Annotated in this window: 16 protein-coding genes, 1 pseudogene and 1 riboswitch; of the genes and pseudogenes, 2 read left to right on the top strand and 15 right to left on the bottom strand. The window is 65.4% G+C overall.

What is annotated here, in order from left to right:
* Positions 1-100 precede the first annotated feature (100 nt).
* Positions 101-1,066 carry a potassium channel beta subunit family protein gene (locus BMY90_RS05290; protein WP_092702351.1) on the bottom strand — a complete coding sequence of 322 codons (966 nt, stop codon included), beginning with the start codon at positions 1,064-1,066 and terminating at the stop codon, positions 101-103.
* Between the two features lie 163 nt (positions 1,067-1,229).
* On the opposite strand from BMY90_RS05290, the gene BMY90_RS05285 reads away from it, so the two are divergent.
* Complete coding sequence (locus tag BMY90_RS05285; protein ID WP_092702229.1) at positions 1,230-2,714, top strand: alpha-L-fucosidase; 1,485 nt, start codon at positions 1,230-1,232, stop codon at positions 2,712-2,714.
* Positions 2,715-2,853: 139 nt separating this feature from the next.
* On the opposite strand, the gene BMY90_RS05280 is transcribed toward BMY90_RS05285, so the two are convergent.
* From BMY90_RS05280 to BMY90_RS17190, 12 genes and pseudogenes are all read right to left on the bottom strand, one after another.
* Positions 2,854-3,405: a phosphatidylglycerophosphatase A family protein gene (locus BMY90_RS05280; protein WP_092702227.1), complete on the bottom strand. Its 552-nt coding sequence runs from the start codon at positions 3,403-3,405 to the stop codon at positions 2,854-2,856.
* On the bottom strand, positions 3,402-4,370 hold the full coding sequence (thiL, locus tag BMY90_RS05275) for a thiamine-phosphate kinase (protein ID WP_092702225.1): 969 nt from the start codon (positions 4,368-4,370) through the stop codon (positions 3,402-3,404). The genes BMY90_RS05280 and thiL overlap by 4 nt, the downstream gene beginning before the upstream one ends.
* Before the next feature lie 13 nt (positions 4,371-4,383).
* A complete protein-coding gene (locus BMY90_RS05270) occupies positions 4,384-4,941 on the bottom strand; it encodes a GNAT family N-acetyltransferase (RefSeq protein WP_092702223.1) in 558 nt (185 codons plus the stop codon).
* Entirely contained in the window at positions 4,941-5,387 is a 447-nt protein-coding gene (gene nusB, locus BMY90_RS05265) for a transcription antitermination factor NusB (protein ID WP_092702349.1), read from the bottom strand. The genes BMY90_RS05270 and nusB overlap by 1 nt, the downstream gene beginning before the upstream one ends.
* Positions 5,387-5,848 (bottom strand): 6,7-dimethyl-8-ribityllumazine synthase, encoded by a 462-nt coding sequence (gene ribH / locus BMY90_RS05260; protein ID WP_008214455.1) that lies wholly within the window; start codon positions 5,846-5,848, stop codon positions 5,387-5,389. The genes nusB and ribH overlap by 1 nt, the downstream gene beginning before the upstream one ends.
* Before the next feature lie 46 nt (positions 5,849-5,894).
* Positions 5,895-6,902: an LD-carboxypeptidase gene (locus BMY90_RS05255; RefSeq protein ID WP_092702221.1), complete on the bottom strand. Its 1,008-nt coding sequence runs from the start codon at positions 6,900-6,902 to the stop codon at positions 5,895-5,897.
* 205 nt (positions 6,903-7,107) lie between these two features.
* Entirely contained in the window at positions 7,108-8,199 is a 1,092-nt protein-coding gene (ribB, locus tag BMY90_RS05250; protein ID WP_092702219.1) for a 3,4-dihydroxy-2-butanone-4-phosphate synthase, read from the bottom strand.
* Positions 8,200-8,330: 131 nt separating this feature from the next.
* Positions 8,331-8,972, bottom strand: a complete 642-nt coding sequence (locus BMY90_RS05245) for a riboflavin synthase (RefSeq protein ID WP_092702217.1) — start codon at positions 8,970-8,972, stop codon at positions 8,331-8,333.
* A gap of 127 nt (positions 8,973-9,099) precedes the next feature.
* A riboswitch (FMN riboswitch) is annotated at positions 9,100-9,269 on the bottom strand.
* A gap of 107 nt (positions 9,270-9,376) precedes the next feature.
* A complete protein-coding gene (gene ribD / locus BMY90_RS05240) occupies positions 9,377-10,546 on the bottom strand; it encodes a bifunctional diaminohydroxyphosphoribosylaminopyrimidine deaminase/5-amino-6-(5-phosphoribosylamino)uracil reductase RibD (protein WP_245734921.1) in 1,170 nt (389 codons plus the stop codon).
* 149 nt (positions 10,547-10,695) lie between these two features.
* Entirely contained in the window at positions 10,696-11,226 is a 531-nt protein-coding gene (nrdR, locus tag BMY90_RS05235) for a transcriptional regulator NrdR (RefSeq protein ID WP_092702215.1), read from the bottom strand.
* A 98-nt stretch (positions 11,227-11,324) separates the two neighbouring features.
* Positions 11,325-12,578, bottom strand: a complete 1,254-nt coding sequence (gene glyA / locus BMY90_RS17195; protein ID WP_008214461.1) for a serine hydroxymethyltransferase — start codon at positions 12,576-12,578, stop codon at positions 11,325-11,327.
* A gap of 120 nt (positions 12,579-12,698) precedes the next feature.
* Positions 12,699-13,430, bottom strand: a pseudogene (locus BMY90_RS17190) (DUF817 domain-containing protein); the annotation flags it as partial.
* Between the two features lie 236 nt (positions 13,431-13,666).
* Here BMY90_RS17190 and ettA point away from each other — a divergent pair.
* Complete coding sequence (gene ettA, locus BMY90_RS05225; RefSeq protein ID WP_092702345.1) at positions 13,667-15,328, top strand: energy-dependent translational throttle protein EttA; 1,662 nt, start codon at positions 13,667-13,669, stop codon at positions 15,326-15,328.
* A 243-nt stretch (positions 15,329-15,571) separates the two neighbouring features.
* Here the strand turns inward: ettA and BMY90_RS05220 are convergent, their stop codons facing one another.
* Together BMY90_RS05220 and BMY90_RS05215 are read right to left on the bottom strand one after the other, a co-directional pair.
* A complete protein-coding gene (locus BMY90_RS05220) occupies positions 15,572-16,438 on the bottom strand; it encodes an endonuclease/exonuclease/phosphatase family protein (protein WP_245734919.1) in 867 nt (288 codons plus the stop codon).
* A gap of 80 nt (positions 16,439-16,518) precedes the next feature.
* Entirely contained in the window at positions 16,519-18,918 is a 2,400-nt protein-coding gene (locus tag BMY90_RS05215) for a GH92 family glycosyl hydrolase (protein ID WP_245734917.1), read from the bottom strand.
* Positions 18,919-19,081: the final 163 nt, after the last annotated feature.

Genomic DNA, 19,081 nt, shown 5'->3' with positions numbered 1-19,081 from the left:
GCCGCTCGCAGGGTCATCTTGCAATGGAGGTTGAAAAACCACCACGCCCGCAAACTCAAAAAAACCGCGAGCCAGGCCAAGGTCCGGGCTCGATCCCGGTTCAGGCCACTGCTTGCTCAATGCGCTTTTGCACCGCTTCGTCCAGCTTCGGCAGGATCTCCAGCGCGCCCAGGTTATGCTCCAGTTGTTCGCGCTTGCTGGCGCCCAGCATCACGGTGGAGACGTGCGGGTTGAGCAGGCACCAGGCGATGGCCAGTTGGGTGAGGCTTACGCCCAGTTCGTCGGCGATCGGTTGCAGGCGGCGCACCTTGGCGATGCGATCGCCCTTGCCCAACACTTCCTCGCGCAGCCATTCGTAACCCGGTTGCGACAAACGCGCATCGCCGGGGATGCCGTCGTTATATTTGCCGGTGAGCACGCCGGAGGCCAGCGGCGACCAGATCGTGGTGCCCATGCCGCAACTGTCGTACAGCGAGGCGTATTCCACTTCCACGCGCTCGCGGTGCAGCAGGTTGTATTGCGGCTGCTCCATGGTCGGCGCGGCCAGATGGTTTTCCTTCGCCACGCGATGCGCTTCGAGGATCGCCTCGGCCGGCCATTCGCTGGTACCCCAGTACATCACCTTGCCCTGGCGCACCAGCATGTCCATCGCCGCCACGGTCTCGACGATCGGTGTATCCGGATCGGGGCGATGGCAGAAATACAGGTCCAGGTGCTCCATGCGCAGGCGTTCCAGTGCCTGGTGGCAGGCCTCGATCACGTGCTTGCGCGACAGCCCGCGCTGGGTCGGCTTGGGGTCCTTCACCGCGCCGAAGTAGACCTTGCTGGACACGCAATAGCTGTCGCGCGGAAAGCGCAGGTCGGCCAGCACGTCGCCCATCACCCGCTCGGCTTCGCCATGGTTGTAGATCTCGGCGTTGTCGAAAAAATTGACGCCGTTGTCGTAGGCCAGCGCCAGCAGTTCGCGCGCCTGCGCACGCCCCACCTGCTGGCCGAAGGTGACCCAGGCGCCGAACGACAGCGCGGACAGTTGCAGGCCGGAATGACCAAGGCGACGGTATTGCATGGGGAAATCCTTCATCGATACAGGTAACGGGCGAGCATGCCGGGCAAAGACGTTGTCGTCCACGCCCGACCGATGCTCATGCGGTTTTTGGGTCGATTAAATCGGACTATATTCCACCGAGTGTCCGTCGCAACCCCGCGGGCAGCCAACTCGGGAGAGATGCATGGATCGTCGCCGTTTTCTGCTTGCCGGCTCGGCCGTCGCCGTATTGGGTGCCAGTGGCTCACGCCTGGCCACCGCCGCCGCAACGACACCCGCACCGACGAGCGCACGACCTCGCCCTTCCCCACAACAACTGCGCTGGCAACGCGAAGAACTGGCGATGTTCGTGCATCTCACGGTGAACACCTTCACCGGCAAGGAATGGGGCGACGGCACGGAATCACCGGCGATCTTCAATCCGCGCAAGCTCGACGCGCGGCAATGGGCACGCACGGCCAAGGCCGCCGGCTTCCGCAGCATGATCCTCACCGCCAAACACCACGACGGCTTCTGCCTGTGGCCCACGGCAACCACCACGCACTCGGTGGCGAGCAGCCCGTGGAAACACGGCAAGGGCGACGTGGTGCGCGAGTTCGTCGATGCCTGCCATGCCGAGGGCCTCGGTGCGGGACTCTATCTCTCGCCATGGGATCGCAACGCCAAGAGCTACGGCACCGGCGAGGCCTACAACAACTTCTACATCGCCCAGCTCACCGAACTGCTGACGCATTACGGCAAGATCGTGGAGGTGTGGTTCGACGGCGCCAACGGTGAAGGCCCGAACGGCCGCAAGCAGGCTTACGACTGGCCGCGCATCCACGCCACCGTGCGCCGACTGCAGCCCGACGCGATCATGTTTTCCGACGCCGGACCGGACGTGCGCTGGATCGGCGACGAGCAAGGCAAGGCCGCCGACACCTGCTGGTCCACCGTCGACCCCGCCAGCGTGCCCTACCCCGGCTACGACCGCCCCTGGGTCGGCGACCTGCTCGGCCACGGCGATCCGCATGGGAGTGCATGGCGGCCCGGCGAATCGGACGTGTCGATCCGTCCCGGCTGGTTCTGGCACGCCGACCAGAACGACCAGGTGCGCACGCCGGACAACCTGATGGCGCTGTATTTCAGTTCGGTCGGCCATAACAGCAAACTGCTGCTCAACGTGCCGCCCAATCGCGACGGCCTGTTCGAAAGCGAAGACATTGCCACGTTGCAAGGCTTCACCGCGCAACGCGAGGCGCTGTTCGCCCACAACCTGCTGCGCGGCGCCCACGTGCGCGCCAGCAGCAGCGTCGCGCCCAACCTTCCCGCGCATGTGCTCGACGCCGACCCGGACACGTACTGGAGCGCGGCTTCAACGGCCCGCGACAGTTGGCTGGAATTCGAGCTGCCCCGCGAAATCGAGTTCGACACGCTGGAACTGGGCGAAGCGATCGCTCACGGGCAAAACATCGCCAACCACCTCGTCGAACACTGGGAGAACGATGCCTGGAAGCCGCTGTGCTGGGGCACCACCATCGGCCACAAGAAGCTCACCCGGATGGACCCGGTGCGCACCCGCAAACTACGCCTGTCGCTGGAATTCGGCTATGGCACGCCGCAGCTGGCCCGGGTAGCGGCTTACCGTGGCCCCGACCATCGCTACGGACCGGGACACAACGAAAAGTGACGAGTCTGGTAGGAGCGCACCCGTGCGCGAAAGCTTTTGGCTTCGATCGGGCGTCAGGGCGTTCGCGCACAGGGTGCGCTCCTACCCAGCGTCGAAAGGTATTTCCGGGAGTGTCAAAGAAGCCGTCCCGAGGCCGAATTCAGCCGAGGAAATGCAGCGCGATCCCCAGCACCACCGCGGCGAAGATGCCGGCGATCACGTCGTCGATCATCACGCCGAGGCCGCCCTTGACGCGGCGGTCGAGCCAGCTGATCGGCCACGGCTTCCATACGTCGAACAGGCGGAACAGCACGAAGCCGGCGGCGACGCTCCACCACGTCGCCGGACTCCACGTCGTCAGACTCGTTGACTGGAAGCTTGGCTGGAAGGCCGGGAGCAGCAACGGGATCAGGGCGATCCACTGGCCGATGAATTCGTCCCATACGATGCTGCGGTGATCGGCCACGCCAAGCGCGCGGCTGGCCACGTTGCTGGCCCACACGCCCACGCCGAATCCGAGCAGCAGCACCAGCACATACAACGGCAGCGAAAGCTGGCGCAGCAGCAGCCACGGCAACAACGCCGCCAGCGAACCGAACGTGCCCTGTGCCTTGGGCGTGAGGCCGGAACCGAAACCGCAGGCGAGCCAGCCGGCCGGCGTGGCCAGCAAGGCGCGGCGCTGGTCGGGGCTCAGTGTTTTCCTGGCGCTCATGCGAAATGCTCCCAGCCTTTCATCGTGATGGCCTGCGGGCTGCCATCCGCCGCGCGCACGTGGACGCCAGCGCCGTCGACGATACGCCCGATCCGCGTCACCGGGCAGCCGATGCCGGCCAGTGTCGATTGCACTTGCGCCACCCGTTCGGGCGGCACGGTGAAGCAGAGTTCGTAGTTGTCGCCGCCGCCCAGCGCCAGTTGCAGCGACTCATCGTCGCCATGCAGTTCGCGCAGTGCGGCTGAACGCGGTAATTGCGCCGCCTCCAGCTCTGCCCCCACGCCACTGCCTTCGCAGATATGGCCGAGGTCGGCCAGCAGGCCATCGGAGATATCCACGCAGGCCGTGGCCAGCCCACGCAAGGCGATACCCGCGGCAACCCGCGGTTCCGGCCGGGTCAGGCGGTCGATCAATGACCGGCGCAACGCGGCGCGGTGCGCGTCGTCGTGCGGCGGATCGCGCAACGCAAAAAGCCCGGCCACCGCATCGCCCAGCGTGCCGGTAACCATCACTTCGTCGCCGATCCGCGCACCGGCACGGGTCAACGCCTGTCCCGGCGGCACGAAACCGTGCACGGCCACGCTCAGGCACAACGGCCCGCCGGTGGTGTCGCCGCCGACCAGGGCCAATCGATACCGCCCGGCCAGTTGCGCGAAGCCTTCGGCGAAACCCTCGACAAAATCTCCGTCGGCGCGCGGCAAGGTCAGCGCCAACATGGCCCAGGCCGGCTCGGCACCCATCGCAGCCAGGTCCGACAGATTCACCGCCAGCGATTTCCAGCCCAGGTCGGCCGCTGCGGTACCGGGCAGGAAATGCGTGCCTTCCACCATGGTGTCGATGGCCATCACCAGTTCCTGCCCGGCCGGCATGGCCAGCACGGCGCCATCGTCGCCGATGCCCAGCTTCACGTCGTCGCGCGGCTGGTCGGTGAGTTCGCGGATGCGATCGATCAGACGGAATTCCATCGGCGTCGTGTCGTCAGGCTTCGTCGCGGACGAACACGTGGGTGGGGTCGCCGCGATACGTGGTTGCGTGTGAGAAGCGGAACCCCGCCTTGGTAGCAAGCCGGATGGATGCGGCATTGTCCGGATCGATGATGCAGGTGGCGCGGTGCGCCCCGAAGTGGGCCCGCCCCCAGGCCAGCACGGCGGCCAGCGCTTCGCTGGCGTAGCCCTTGCCTTGCGTGTCCCGGGCGAGTGCCCAGCCGAGTTCGGGCATGCCATCCAGCGGCGGCTCGATCTCGCGCTTGAAATCGGTGTAGCCGATATCGCCGATCATGCGTCCGCTGGCCTTCTCTTCGATGGCCCAAAAACCGTAGCCGAGCAGCGCCCACAGCCCGGGATAGCGCAACAGGCGCATCCACGATTCCTGCCAGCTGGACGGCGTACCGCCCATGTAGCGGATCACTTCGGGGTCGGCCCAGATCGCGGCGAGTGCCTCGTGATCTTCAGCGCGATGGCCACGCAGGCGCAGCCGCTCGGTTTCCAGCACCGGCACCAGGCCATCCACGGCGGACCCCGCGCTGGCGTGCTGCATCAGCCGCGCTTCTCGACCGCGCGCAGTTCGGTCGCCAGCTTGTCCAGCACGCCGTTGACGTAGCTGTGGCCATGGTCGGCACCGAAGCGCTTGGTGACTTCGATGGCCTCGTTGATGATGACCCGGTACGGCACGTCGGGACGGAACTTCAATTCATACGCGGCCAGGCGCAGGGCGGCGCGCTCGATCGGATCGATCTGGGCGACTTCGCGGTCGATATGCGGGCGCAGCGCTTCGTCGAGCGCGTCGACGTTCTTCTCCACCCCGTGCAGCAGGTCCTCGAAATATTCGAGGTCGGCGATCTCCATGTCCTGTTCGTGGCGGAACTGGTCGATCACCGCGTTCATGTGGCTGCCGCTCAACTGCCATGCGTACAGCGCCTGCAATGCACGGCGCCGGGCGCGCGAGCGCGCGGCGAGATCGATACCCTCGGGACGGCTGTTCATCACAGCTGACCGTACAGGTTGACCATTTCCAGCGCGGCCATGGCGGCGTCGGCGCCCTTGTTGCCGGCCTTGGTGCCGGATCGTTCGATCGCCTGCTCGATGCTGTCGGTGGTCAGCACGCCGAACGCCACCGGCACGCCGGCGCTGTAAGCGGCCTGGGCCAGGCCCTTGGCGCATTCGCCGGCCACGTAGTCGAAGTGCGGGGTGGAACCGCGGATCACCGCACCCAGCGCGATCACCGCCGCGTACTTGCCGGAATTCGCCAACTTGTGCGCCGCCAGCGCGATTTCCCACGCGCCCGGCACGCGCACCAGGTCGATCGCCGTGTCCTTCACGCCGTGGCGCACCAGCGCGTCGCGGGCACCGGCCACCAGCGGCTCGACGACGAAGCCGTTGAAACGGCCGGCGACGATGGCAAAACGGCCCTTGGGCGTGGCGAAATCGCCTTCGATGATCTTCATTGCGGATTTCCTTGGTTGGACGCACGGCCCATGCAGACCGGCCATTTTACGGGTTTGGCGTTGATCCTGCTTGCCCTTGCTCCCTCCCCTGCCTGCCGGGGACGGCTGGGGAGGAGCCAAGCGGCAAATGCGGATAGCCATGGAAATCCAGCCGCGCAGACCCGCCTTCCACCCGCAACCGCGCCGGCGCACCAAACGGCAGGGTGAGCTGGCGCGCGCCATGGCCGTGCGGCAAGCCATGCACCACCGGAATGCCCGCGACTCGTTCGATCTGCGCAAACGCCGCGGCAAGATCGTAGCCGTTGTCGTTGGGGCCGGGCCGGCAATGGCTGAAGCCACCCAGCACCAGCGCCTGCTGGCGGCCAAGCACGCCGGACAGATGCAGCTGGTACAGCAGGCGTTCGATGCGGAACGGCGGCTCGCCGACATCCTCGACAAACAGGATGCCGCCGTCGATCCCGCCACCCTTTGCACCGGGGAAATACGGCGTACCAAGCAGGCTGCACAACACGGCCAGGTTGCCGCCCCACAACGGCCCGCTGGCGTCGACGTCGGCCACGCCTGCGTCCGCCCATGCCAGCGCGGTCGACGCTGACGTCAGCGTGGACCAGAAGTGCCGCCAGCTGAAGTCGTCGTCATGGGCATCCGTTCCCAGGTCCGCCAGCAGCGGGCCGCTGAAAGTGCACAGACCGCTTTTTGCATGCAGTGCCAATTGCAAGGCGGTGAAATCGCTGTGGCCGACCAGCGGAACCGGTGTTTCTGCGAGGCGCTCGCGCAACGCGTCGTAGCGCAAATGCGGCAGCAGTCGCGAGGCCCCATAACCGCCGCGGGTAGTCAGTACCAGGTCCGGTAGCGTCGACAAATCGGCCAGGTGGTTAATATCGGCCAACCGCTCGGCGTCGCTGCCGGCGAAGCGCAGCTCACTGCGATCAAGCACGTCCAGGCCACTCAGCGCGCAACCGGCTCCGCGCAGCCGTTCCACGCCCCGCGCCAGTGCGGCGCGATCATGCGGATAGCCCGACGGAGCAATCAGTTGGATCTGGATGGCGGGCATGGACTCGCTCGATGGAAGAAACCCGGATTATGCGGCGACAAGCATGTCGCTGCATGGCCAAACCATGTCCTGCGTCGGCCAATGCAGCCATTGCTGCGGCAGGAGCCCGCTGGCGGGCGATGCTTTTGCTTTCCGCTTACGGGAGCGTCAGAGCAAGAGCATCGCCCGCTAGCGGGTTCCTACACACATCATGTACGGCAGTGCGTCAGACGTGCTCCACCACTTCCAGCCCGAAACCACCCAGCCCCACCAGCTTGCGCGGCGTGCCGAGCACGCGCAGTTGGTGCACGCCGAGGTCGGCCAGCATCTGCGCGCCCAGACCGTGCTGGCGCCACTCCTGTTGCTGGGCATCTTCCGGTGCCACTTGCAGCGGCTGGCGCTGCAGATGCGCGAGCAGGGCTTCGGAAGTGTCTTCGCCGGACAGCACCAGCAGCACGCCGCGATCTTCATCGGCGATGCGGCGCAGGGCCGAGGTGACGGTGAGGCCAAGATCGTCGCGCTTCAGGTGCAGCACGTCGGACAAGGTATTGCGCACGTGCACGCGGGTGAGCACGGGTGCGCCGTCGTCCACCGCACCGCGCACCAGCGCGAAATGCAGGCCGCGCCGGATCACGTCGCGATAGGCCACCAGGCGGAACGCGCCGAATTCGGTCTCGACGGCTTCCTCGTGCACGCGCTGCACGGTCTTTTCGGTTTCCAGCCGGTAGCGGATCAGGTCGGCGATGCTGCCGATCTTCAAACCGTGCTTCCTGGCGAAGATCTCCAGTTCGGGACGGCGTGCCATCGAACCGTCCTCGTGCAGCACTTCGATCAGCACGGCGGAAGGCTCCAGCCCGGCCAGGCCGGCAAGGTCACAGCCAGCCTCGGTGTGGCCGGCGCGAGTCAGCACGCCGCCGGGTTGCGCGGTCAGCGGGAAGACATGGCCTGGCTGGGCCAGGTCCTGCGGCTTCGCGTCGGTGTTCACCGCCACCTGGATGGTGCGTGCGCGGTCATGCGCGGAGATGCCGGTGGTAACGCCCTCGGCCGCCTCGATCGAGACGGTGAAGTTGGTGTGGTACGGCGAAGTGTTGTCGCTGACCATCGGGCGCAGGCCGAGCTGGCGCGTGCGCTGCTCGGTGAGCGTGAGGCACAACAGACCGCGCGCCTCGCGCACCATGAAGTTGACGTCTTCCGGGCGCACCTTTTCGGCGGCCATGACGATGTCGCCCTCGTTCTCGCGATCTTCGTCGTCGAGGATCACGACCATGCGGCCGAGGCGGATGTCTTCGAGGATTTCGGGGATGGTATTGAAGGACATGGGTGTATTCCGGGAAAGGTTGATGCCGCTCGCTGTTGAAGGAGTGAGAAACGAGAAGTGAGGAGTGAGAGAAAGGCTGCACGCGCGAGGCTTTCTCTCACTCCTCACTCCTCTCCACTCGCTCCCCGCTTTCAGGCGAAGCCGTGCTGCTTGAGGAACGCCTCGTCCAGCTTCGGTGCTTCGCCGCCGGACAGCAGCCGCTCGATATAGCGCGCCACCACGTCCACTTCGATGTTCACCGCGTCGCCCGCACGTCGTGCACGGAAGGCGGTGTGCTCGACCGTGTGCGGAATCAGGTTGACGCCGAAACGGAGGCCGGAAACCTCGTTGACGGTGAGGCTGGTGCCGTCGATGCAGATCGAACCCTTGGCGGCGATATAGCGCGCCAGCGCCGCCGGCACCTCGAAGGTCCAGCGTTGCGAGCGGCCGTCCGGGGTGATCGAAACCACCTTGCTGAGGCCGTCGACATGGCCGGAAACCATGTGCCCGCCCAGCCGGTCGGCCAGGCGCAGCGCCTTTTCCAGGTTCACCGGATCGCCGGGCTTCAGCGCGCCCAGCGTGGTGAGCGCCAGGGTTTCGTTGGAGACGTCGGCGCCAAAGCCGTGCGGCTCCAGCGTCACCGCGGTCAGGCACACGCCGGACACCGCGATGGAATCGCCGAGTTGCACGTCGGTCAGATCGAGATCGGTACTGTCGACATGCAGGCGCACGTCGCCGCCACGTGGTTCAAGCCGCGCGATGCGGCCCACGGTCTGGATGATGCCGGTAAACATCAGCGCACCTCCCGCTGGGCGGTGGCTGGAACTTTCGGATGAATCGTGATCATGAAACGTTCTCCGCGTTGAATGCGAGAACGCCCCAAGGCATGAGGCCGACGCGAAGCCGCAAGGCCGCGTGTCGAACCGTCTTCTCTTTATCCGGACTATGAGGCAGCGGTCACCCGCTACCAACCGTCGGCTCCGGCATTCGACCGGATCTGCTGACCCCTCGCGTTGCGGCGAAGGCGCTCGCGGGCTCGCCTCGAAAGGCCTACCGCCGGTGGGGAATTTCGCCCCGCCCTGAAGACGTCGTACTGATGCCGGCAGAAGCCGGCTTGCGCAGTCTAGCACTACCACCGCGGCCGCTTGTGTCCTGCCGGAGAACGCTGCGTCCGGCGCACGGGGCCGGATCGTCCCGCTCAGCTCGCCGGGCGAAAACGCAGGCGCTGGTCCTGCCCCAGCATGCGCTGGTCGTACAGTTGCAAGCACCAGCGCGCCGCCATGTCGACCAACGGCGGCAGTTTCAGCAACGGACGCGCGCTGTCACCGAGCAGGATCGGCGCCACGTAGAGCAGCAGTTCGTCGGCCAAGCCCGCGGCGAACAGCGCGCCGCAGAGGGTCGGACCGGCTTCGACGTGCACTTCGTTGACGTCGCGGGCGGCCAGCAGGGCGAGGACCGCAGACAGGTCGAATGCCTCATTCCGTTCCGCGACAACCGCGCGTTCGACCTGCGAAAAACGATCGTCCGGGCAAGCCGCGGCGACACCGTGCAACAACAGGGTCGGCGCCGAGTCGTCCAGCACGTGGCTGTCGGGCGGAGTGCGCAAGTGACGGTCCAACACGACGCGCAGGGGCGGAACGGAGGCCATGGCCTCGGCATCAGGCGAGTCTGTCGCGAGCACCCGCCCCTCACCCTGCCCTCTCCCCATGGGGGAGAGGGAAAAACCTTCGTTCAATCGAGCGGTGAGGCGGGGGTTATCGGCCAGCACGGTGCCGCTGCCGGTGAGGATGGCGCTGCTGCGTGCGCGCCAGCGCTGCACGTCGGCGCGCGCGGCGGCACCGGTGATCCACTTCGATTCGCCATTGGCCAGCGCGGTGCGGCCATCCAGGCTCATGGCCAGCTTCACCCGCACGAACGGGCGACCACGCTCGATGCGGCTGAAGAAGCCGATGTTCAGCTCTCGTGCCTCGTCACGCAGCAAACCGCTTTCCACCACGATGCCAGCGGTGCGCAGCTTTTCGATGCCGCGCCCGGCCACCTTGGGGAACGGGTCTTCGGCCGCGATCATCACGCGGGCCACGCCCGCAGCCACCAGCGCATCGGCGCAGGGCGGCGTGCGGCCGTGATGGGCACAAGGCTCAAGCGTGACGTAGGCAGTGGCGCCACGCGCACGCTCGCCAGCTTCGCGCAGCGCAAACACTTCCGCATGCGGTTCGCCAGCGCGTTGGTGGAATCCGGCTCCTACCACCTCGGCCCCCTGCGCGATGACGCAACCTACGCGCGGATTGGGCTGGGTGGTGAACAGTCCACGCTCGGCCAGACGCAGTGCATGCGCCATGTGCAGGTGATCGACGACGGTGAAGGTCATGCTTGTCTTCCTCTCCCCTCCGGGGAGAGGACCGAGGTGAGGGGACGGGCTGGCGATAGTGTCGCACTGGAGTGCGCTTCGAGCATACGGTGAGGCGAGAACGTCCTTTCACCCATCCTTCTCCTCATGTGGAGAGGAGAAGAAAGCCGTCAGCCCTTGCGGGGGCGACGCGACGCCGTACCCTGGTCGCCGCCGAGCAGCGAAAGCTGCAATTTCTCCAGTTCCGGCAGATCACGCTCGAGCTTCTCGATCTCTTCGCGGAAGGCCTGCACGTCCTCGAACTTGCGATACACCGAGGCGAAACGCACGTAAGCCACCTGGTCGAGCTTCTTCAACTCGCGCATCACCAGTTCGCCGACCTGACGCGAAGCCACTTCGCGTTCGCCACTGCGGCGCAGGTCGTTGATGATCTCGCGTACCGCCGTGTCCACCGCATCGCTGCTTACCGGCCGCTTCTGCAACGCACGCTCGAAGCTGATGCGCAGCTTGCGTTCGTCGAACGACTCCCGCCGTTCGCCGCTTTTCACGATGGCGGGCAACTTCAACTCCGCCGTCTCGAAGGTGTTGAAGCGCTCGCCGCACTGCGGACACTCACGACGACGACGAACGGTGGCACCGTCCTCGGCAAGCCGCGAATCGATCACGCGGGTGTCTTCGTGCTGGCAGAAGGGGCAATGCATGGGTCAGGAGTGAGGGTAGAGAAGTGAGGAGCGAGAGGAAAGCATCAGAAGCTGCGGCCTTCTCTCACTTCTCACTCCTCTTCACTCACTTCCAGCTCTCAGCCGTACACCGGGAATTTCTTGCACTGCGCCTCGACCTTGGCGCGCACGGCGGCGATCACCGCCTCGTCTTCCGGCGCATCGAGCACGTCGCAGATCCAGCCGGCCAGCTCCACGCAATCGGCTTCCTGGTAGCCGCGGGTGGTGACGGCGGGCGTACCCACGCGCAGACCGGAGGTGACAAAGGGTTTCTGCGGGTCGTTCGGCACGGCGTTCTTGTTGACCGTGATGTGCGCCTTGCCCAGCGCGGCTTCCGCGGCCTTGCCGGTGACGCCCTTGCCGATCATGTCGATCAGCATCAGGTGATTCTCGGTACCACCGGAAACGATCTTGTAGCCGCGCGCGATGATGGTCTTGGCCATCGCTTGCGCGTTCTTCACCACCTGCGTCTGGTAGGCCTTGAAGGCCGGCTCCAGTGCTTCCTTGAACGCCACCGCCTTGGCCGCGATCACGTGCATCAGCGGGCCACCCTGGATGCCAGGGAACACGATCGACTGCAGCTTCTTCTCGATCTCCTCGCCCGCACCCTTGGCCAGGATGATGCCGCCACGCGGACCGCGCAGGGTCTTGTGCGTGGTGGAGGTGACCACGTGGGCGTGCGGCAACGGGCTGGGATACACACCCGCAGCCACAAGGCCGGCGACGTGCGCCATGTCCACGAACAGGTAGGCGCCGACCTTGTCGGCGATGGCGCGGAAACGCGCCCAGTCCATCACCTGCGAATAGGCGCTGAAACCGGCCACGATCATCTTCGGCTTGTGCTCCACGGCCAGGCGCTCGACCTCGTCCATGTCGACGATGCCGTTGTCATCCACGCCGTACTGCACGGCGTCGAGGAGCTTGCCGGAAATGTTGACCTTGGCGCCGTGGGTGAGATGGCCGCCATGGGCCAGGCTCATGCCCAGGATCTTGTCGCCCGGCTGCAGCAATGCGAAGTACACCGCCTGGTTGGCCTGCGAACCGGAATGCGGCTGCACGTTGGCGTAATCGCAGTCGAACAGCTGCTTCACGCGCTCGATCGCCAGCTTCTCGGCCACGTCCACGTACTCGCAGCCACCGTAGTAGCGTTTGGACGGATAGCCTTCCGCATACTTGTTGGTGAGCTTGGAACCCTGTGCTTCCATCACCCGCGGGCTGGCGTAATTCTCCGAGGCGATCAACTCGACGTGGTCTTCCTGGCGGCGTCCTTCGTCGGCGATGGCCTTGGCCAGTTCGTCGTCATAACCGGCGATCGTGCAGTCCTTGGTGAACATTCGAGCCTCTGCGGGTGGGTGGTGGAGGTTAATCCCGAAAGTGTAGCGCCGCCGCCGGGTTGCGGCCACCGGCACCCGATTCGGCCGGTGCAGCACCGACACCATCACGTAACTGATGATCATCAGCAGCAGCCACGAACCCAGCTTGCCGGGCGGGACCATGTGCCAACCGTGCCGCTGCGCCGGATACAACCATGCGTGACTGTATGTACCGATGTTTTCGGCCCCCCAGATGAACAGCGCCACCAGCACGAAGCCCAACAGCAGCGGCATGCGCCGGTGTATCCGTCGGACCCGGTAGTGCACCTGGCAACGGCCGAACAGCACCGCCACCGCCACAAACAGCACCGGCCGGGCATCCGGAAGGTAGTGATGGGTAAAGAAATTGAGGTAGATGGCCACGGCCAGCGCCACCGTCGCCCCAAATGGCGGGTGCCGGCTGAAGCGGAAATCGAATAACCGCCAGGCACGGGCGATGTAGCTGCCCACGGCCGCGTACATGAAGCCGGTAAACAGCGGCACGCCGCCCAGTCGCAGCAGCGAGGGTTCCGGGTAGCTCCACGAGCCCACCGCGGTCTTGAACAGTTCCATCGCCGTGCCGACCACGTGGAACAGCAGGATCACCTTCGCCTCCTCGCGACTTTCCAGCCGGGCCAGCAGCAAGCCGCACTGGATCGCCACGGCGGCCAAGGTGAGGAAATCGTAGCGCGCCAGCCAGGCATCGCGTGGATACCAGCGCCAGCTCACCAGCAGCAAGGCCACCATCAGCCCGCCGAACAGGCAGGCAGAGGCCTGTTTCAGGCCAAAACAGACGAATTCATGGGTGAAGACGGCGAGTCGGCCGCGCGCCATCGATCGCCAGCCCAGCCAGCGATCGAATGCCGCCAGCCGCACCCCGCCCCGTTCCACGCTCCTGTTCATGTGTCCTGCCCCAGTCCGCTGAGCAGGCAGAATCACTGGCAGAGATGGCTTGTGCCGTGCGGCGGCATGGCAAAAGGCGGGCGCCGGTCGATCGCGGCAACCGCTATAATGGGGGTTTGTGCGGCACCCAGCCGGGTGCCCGCCGCAGTGCAGCCTCCGGAGTCGACATGCAGTACATCTACACCATGAACGGGGTCAGCAAGATCGTCCCGCCCAAGCGCCAGATCATCAAGGACATCTCGCTGTCGTTCTTCCCCGGCGCGAAGATCGGCCTGCTTGGCGTCAACGGCGCGGGCAAGTCCACCGTGCTGAAGATCATGGCCGGCGTGGATACCGACTTCCAGGGCGAAGCACGCGCCAACCCCGGCACCAAGGTCGGCTACCTGGCACAGGAACCGCAGCTCGATCCGGAAAAGACCGTGCGCGAGTCCGTCGAGGAAGGCGTTTCCGAAGTGCTCGACGCGCAGAAGCGCCTCGAAGAGGTTTATGCGGCATACGCCGAGGAAGGCGCGGATTTCGACAAGTTGGCCAAGGAGCAGGAAGCGCTGGAAGGCATTCTTGCCGCCAACGACGCCCACGCGCTGGAGCGCCAGCTGGAAGTGGCCGCCGACGCCCTGCGCCTGCCGCCGTGGGACGCGAAGATCGGACCGCTGTCCGGCGGCGAGAAGCGCCGCGTGGCGCTGTGCCGCCTGCTGCTGTCCAAGCCGGACATGCTGCTGCTGGACGAGCCCACCAACCACCTGGACGCCGAGTCGGTGGATTGGCTGGAGCAGTTCCTGCACGACTACCCGGGCACCGTGGTGGCCGTCACCCATGACCGCTACTTCCTCGACAACGCCGCCGAGTGGATTCTCGAACTGGATCGCGGCCGCGGCATCCCGTGGAAGGGCAACTACACCGAGTGGCTGGAGCAGAAGGATCAGCGCCTGAAGCAGGAAGCGAACCAGGAGAAGTCGCGCCAGAAAGCGATCGAGAAGGAACTGGAGTGGGTGCGCTCGGCCGCCAAGGGCCGCCAGTCCAAGGGCAAGGCGCGCTTGAACCGCTTCGAGGAGCTGAACTCGGTCGAGTACCAGCACCGCAACGAGACCAACGAGATCTTCATTCCGCCGGGCGAGCGCCTGGGCCAGGAAGTGATCGAGTTCAAGAACGTCAGCAAGTCCTTCGGCGACCGCCTGCTGATCGACGATCTGTCGTTCAAGGTACCGCCGGGCGCCATCGTCGGCGTGATCGGCCCGAACGGCGCCGGCAAATCCACCCTGATGAAACTGATCATCGGCAAGGAACAGCCGGATACCGGCGAAGTGAAGCTGGGCCACACGGTCAAGCTGGCCTACGTCGACCAGTCGCGCGCCATGCTCGACGACAAGAACAACGTGTGGCAGGAAGTCTCCGGCGGCTCGGACATCCTCACCATCGGCAACTTCGAGATCCAGTCGCGCGCCTACATCGGCCGCTTCAACTTCAAGGGCACCGACCAGCAGAAGATCGTCGGCAACCTGTCCGGCGGCGAACGCGGTCGCCTGCACCTGGCCAAGACCCTGCTGCAGGGCGGCAACGTGCTGCTGCTCGACGAGCCGTCCAACGACCTGGACGTGGAAACCCTGCGCGCACTGGAAGACGCGATGCTGGAATTCCCCGGCTGCGCGATGGTGATCTCGCATGACCGCTGGTTCCTCGACCGCATCGCCACCCACATCATCGCCTTCGAAGGCGACTCGCACGTCGAATTCTTCCCCGGCAACTACAACGAGTACGAAGCCGACAAGAAGCGCCGCCTGGGCGACGAAGGCGCACGGCCGCACCGGGTGAAGTACAAGAAGCTGGCCTGACTGATGCTGGTAGGAGCGGCCGATCCGGTCGCCCTATCCATGATAAGGGAGCAGCAAATACTCCCCCTTCTGCACACCCGCTTGTAACGACCGTTTTTGTAGGAGCGCACCCTGTGCGCGAATGCTCTGATGTCTGATCGAAGCCAACAGCATTCGCGCACAGGGTGCGCTCCTAGATGGTTTTCGAGCATGCTGCCCCCTCCTGCGGGAAAGGGATGCAGGCCAGCGTGATGGTACCGACCCCTACCAGCTGAAATCCGCGACCACGGGGAAGTGGTCGGACGGATAGACCTTGCCGTGGTGCGTGGTGATGGTGCGGACGTCGTCGGCTTTCACGCCGCGATAGAGAATCCAGTCGATGCGGTCGGTCGCATGTCCGGTGAAACCGTGGAAGGTGCCTTCCGGGCCTTCATGCCGGGGCGCCGAGATGCGCGCGTCGTGCAGAACCTGGGTCAACACGGCATGCGTCTTGCTGTCGGGCGTGGTGTTGAAGTCGCCGGTCAGGATGAACGGCAGTGACGCCGGCAGCTTGGCCAGGCGTTTCCGGATTTCCGCGGCGCAGCGCTCGCGGATCGCGTCGGTCCGGGCGCCATCCTGATACGGGAAGTGCGTGTTGTAGTAGTAGAACGTCTTGCCGCTGCGCAAGTCCTGGAATTCCGCCCAGGTGACCATGCGCGGCATCGGCTGACCGAAGCTCATGCTGCCCGGCTTGTCCGGCGTATCGGAAAACCAGAAGTTGCCCGACTTGAGCACTTTCAGGCGCGTGGTGTCGTAGAACACGCCCATGTGCTCGTTGTCGTTCGTGTTGATCTCGTTGCCGTTGCGGCCCATGCCAAACCACTTGTAGCCGGGCAGGTGTTGCTGCAGATAGTCGCCCTGCGGCGAGAGCAGCTCCTGCGTCCCCAGGATGTCGGGGTGCTCCGAGCGGATCACCTGCACCATCAGGTCGCGGCGTTTGGGCCAGGCATTGATGCCGTCCTTGGCCTCGCCGTAACGCACGTTGAAAGTCATCACGCGAAGGTCATGCGTGCCCGGCGGCAGCACGGCACAGGCCATGCCCGAAGCAAGCGCGAGTCCGGATATCAGGAAAAGTCGCGGCAGTAGACGCATGGTGCAACTCCTTGTGGAGAAAAAGCGAGATGGAGAGCGTCTTCCGCCAGTGTAGGAGCCCGCTCGCGGAAGATGTCAGGTCACTGGCGACCATGCCCCTGCGCCGTCATCGACGGCGGCACATCGGCCGGGTCGGCGCCCCAGGCCTTGTTCGGTGTCGGTCCCATCGTGAGCACCAGCGTGGCGCCGTTGGCGATGTCCGCCTGGCTGAACCAGGGTTTGTTCCACGGCTTGCCGTTGAGCGTGGCTGACTGGATGTACTTGTTCGTGGTCGAGTTGTTGCGCGCGACGATCTTGAGCACCTTGCCGTTGCCCATCTTCAGACTCATCGTGTCGAAGATCGGGCTGCCGATGATGTAGTCAGGCATGGACGGATCGACCGGATAGAAGCCCATCGCGCTCAGCACGTACCAGGACGATGTCGAGCCCTGGTCGTCCATGCCGGGGAAGGCGTAACCGCTGGCATCGCTGCCGTACATCTCGGCGAGGATGCGCCGTACCAGCGCCTGCGTCTTCCACGGCTGGCCGCTCCAGTCGTAGAGGTAGGCTGCCTGCTGGTCGGGCTGGTTGCCTTGCACGTATTGCCCGATCACGCCGGTGCAATCGCGGCAGATGCCCTTGGGCCGGTAGGGTTTGGTGAAGAACGTATCGAGCTTGGCGTTGAATGCTGCGCGTCCGCTGAGCAGGTCGATCAGGCCCTGCACATCCTGCGGCACCAGCCACAGCGTGGACCAGCCCGAGCCTTCCTTCGACATGAAGTTGTAGTACGGCTCGTCGGGATCGAACGGCGAAATCCATTTGCCGTCCGCGGTCTTGCCGCGCATGAAGCCCACCGACGCGTCGAACACGTTGTGGTAGTTCGCCGCACGACCCATGAACATCTTCGCGTCGGCCGTCTTGCCGAGCCGCTGTGCCATGTTGGCCATCGCGTGGTCGTCCCAGGCGTATTCCAGCGTGGTGGCGACGCCGGCCTTGCCGCCGGCATACGGCGGACTGGGATTGCCCGGTGGCACGATGTCGGAGATCCAGCCGTTCTTTTCGTACTCGGCCAGATAATGGCGCGGTCCGTTCGGGTCGGTCGCGTTCTTGCGCAGGTAGACGTACGCGGCGGCGTAGTCGAACGGAATGCCGCGCTGCCACGCGCCGTCATACAGGAACACCGCATTGTCGCCATGGAACGAGGTGTCCATGTAGCCGCGTTCGCGTGCCATGTCGAGCTCGGAGCGCATGATGTCCTGCACCATCTTCGGCTCAAGCAGCATCAGCAGCACGATCTGGTTGCGGCCGGTATCCCAGAACGGCACGGTGCCGTAGCGGTCGTACTTCGCCACCCGGACTTGGCCGTCGACGTCGGTGAACCGCTGGCCCTTGCGGGCCACCAGTCGCGGGCTGGCAAAGGATGCGTACAGCGTCGAGTAGAACAGCATGCGCTGCTTCGGCGTGCCGCCGGTGACCTGGACGCGGTCAAACAGTTTCGCCCACGCCTCGCGCGCCTGCTTGTGCACGCGGGCGAAGTCCCAGTCCGGGTCTTCCTCGTGCAGTCGCTGCTCGGCTTCGGCGGCAGTCGGGCTATGGGCGATCTTCACCAGCACCTGCTCGCCGGCCTGCGTATCGAAGGTCACATAGGCGCCCGCGTAACTGCCCGAGGTCACGCGCCGATTGGCCTGCACGTCCTTGTCGCCGATACCCCAGTCGTCATGGCTGGGGATGGCGTGAAAGGTGCCAAAGCTGGCGAACGGCCGCGAGAACTCGGCGACGAACCACTCACCCTTCCTGCCATGCCAGCCTGCATCGACACCACGGATGGTGCGATCGCCGACCACTTCCACGTTGCCGCCCAGGCGACGCAGGTTGATGATGACGTTGGAACGATGGCTCGCCGGAAAGGTGAAGCGCATCAGGCTGGTCCACTGCGTCGCCGTCAGTTCGACCCGGGTACGGAATGTGTTGAGCCAGACCGAGTAGTAGCCGGGCGAGGCTTTCTCGCGCGTCTTGTCGTAATACGACTGCGCGTAGTCCGGCGGCACCGTCCAGTCGCCCACCACCGGCATGATCATCGGTTCGGCGCCACCGCCGTAGGTCGAACCGCCACCGCCGGTGAAACCGATCATCGTCGGGTTGGGATAGTAGTAAGGCGTGCCCACGCCGGTGGGATAGCTGAGATCGAGATTGTTGTTGACCGGCGCTGCCTCGACCGCACTGTGCGGCAAACGCGCGCCCGGCGAATCCATGCCCGAATACAGCGGCTCGCCCGGAGGCGGTGCATTGCCGATCAGTGACTGCTTGTCCAGCGGCGCGGTGCCCACCAGCGGGTTGGCTTCGTCGACGGACTGCATCGCCTGCTGCGATCCCTTGTCGTCATGCGCGTGAATCGCACTCGCGCCTCCCAGGGCGAAGAGCACCAGCATGGCTGCCAGCGCGCTGGAGCGATTGCGGATCGATGACGTGCGGCAACGGGGGTTCGCTGCAGATGTGTTCATGGTTTTTCCGGTGGGAAGATGGAGGTGTGCCCTTCTCCATGCATGGGCCCGGAGCCGACGCATGGCGGCCGGAGACTGCGGCGGATGACGCGCAGACCGGGTCGGGATACGTGGGCCATTTTTCATCGAGCCGTCCGCTCGATGCCTTGCCGGTATGCCGGGC

This window comes from Rhodanobacter glycinis (assembly GCF_900114325.1).
Taxonomy (GTDB): Bacteria; Pseudomonadota; Gammaproteobacteria; order Xanthomonadales; family Rhodanobacteraceae; genus Rhodanobacter_A; species Rhodanobacter_A glycinis.
The sequence above is the reverse complement of the archived record's forward strand: the minus strand, read 5'-3'. Positions and strand labels throughout refer to the sequence as shown.

Bases quoted from the DNA above. Each gene is read 5' to 3' on its own strand.
- BMY90_RS05290 (WP_092702351.1), bottom strand. From the start codon at position 1,066: ATGCAATACCGTCGCCTTGGTCATTCCGGCCTGCAACTGTCCGCGCTG.
- BMY90_RS05285 (WP_092702229.1), top strand. From the start codon at position 1,230: ATGGATCGTCGCCGTTTTCTGCTTGCCGGCTCGGCCGTCGCCGTATTG.
- BMY90_RS05280 (WP_092702227.1), bottom strand. From the start codon at position 3,405: ATGAGCGCCAGGAAAACACTGAGCCCCGACCAGCGCCGCGCCTTGCTG.
- thiL (WP_092702225.1), bottom strand. From the start codon at position 4,370: ATGGAATTCCGTCTGATCGATCGCATCCGCGAACTCACCGACCAGCCG.
- BMY90_RS05270 (WP_092702223.1), bottom strand. From the start codon at position 4,941: ATGCAGCACGCCAGCGCGGGGTCCGCCGTGGATGGCCTGGTGCCGGTG.
- nusB (WP_092702349.1), bottom strand. From the start codon at position 5,387: ATGAACAGCCGTCCCGAGGGTATCGATCTCGCCGCGCGCTCGCGCGCC.
- ribH (WP_008214455.1), bottom strand. From the start codon at position 5,848: ATGAAGATCATCGAAGGCGATTTCGCCACGCCCAAGGGCCGTTTTGCC.
- BMY90_RS05255 (WP_092702221.1), bottom strand. From the start codon at position 6,902: ATGCCCGCCATCCAGATCCAACTGATTGCTCCGTCGGGCTATCCGCAT.
- ribB (WP_092702219.1), bottom strand. From the start codon at position 8,199: ATGTCCTTCAATACCATCCCCGAAATCCTCGAAGACATCCGCCTCGGC.
- BMY90_RS05245 (WP_092702217.1), bottom strand. From the start codon at position 8,972: ATGTTTACCGGCATCATCCAGACCGTGGGCCGCATCGCGCGGCTTGAA.
- ribD (WP_245734921.1), bottom strand. From the start codon at position 10,546: ATGACCTTCACCGTCGTCGATCACCTGCACATGGCGCATGCACTGCGT.
- nrdR (WP_092702215.1), bottom strand. From the start codon at position 11,226: ATGCATTGCCCCTTCTGCCAGCACGAAGACACCCGCGTGATCGATTCG.
- glyA (WP_008214461.1), bottom strand. From the start codon at position 12,578: ATGTTCACCAAGGACTGCACGATCGCCGGTTATGACGACGAACTGGCC.
- ettA (WP_092702345.1), top strand. From the start codon at position 13,667: ATGCAGTACATCTACACCATGAACGGGGTCAGCAAGATCGTCCCGCCC.
- BMY90_RS05220 (WP_245734919.1), bottom strand. From the start codon at position 16,438: ATGCGTCTACTGCCGCGACTTTTCCTGATATCCGGACTCGCGCTTGCT.
- BMY90_RS05215 (WP_245734917.1), bottom strand. From the start codon at position 18,918: ATGAACACATCTGCAGCGAACCCCCGTTGCCGCACGTCATCGATCCGC.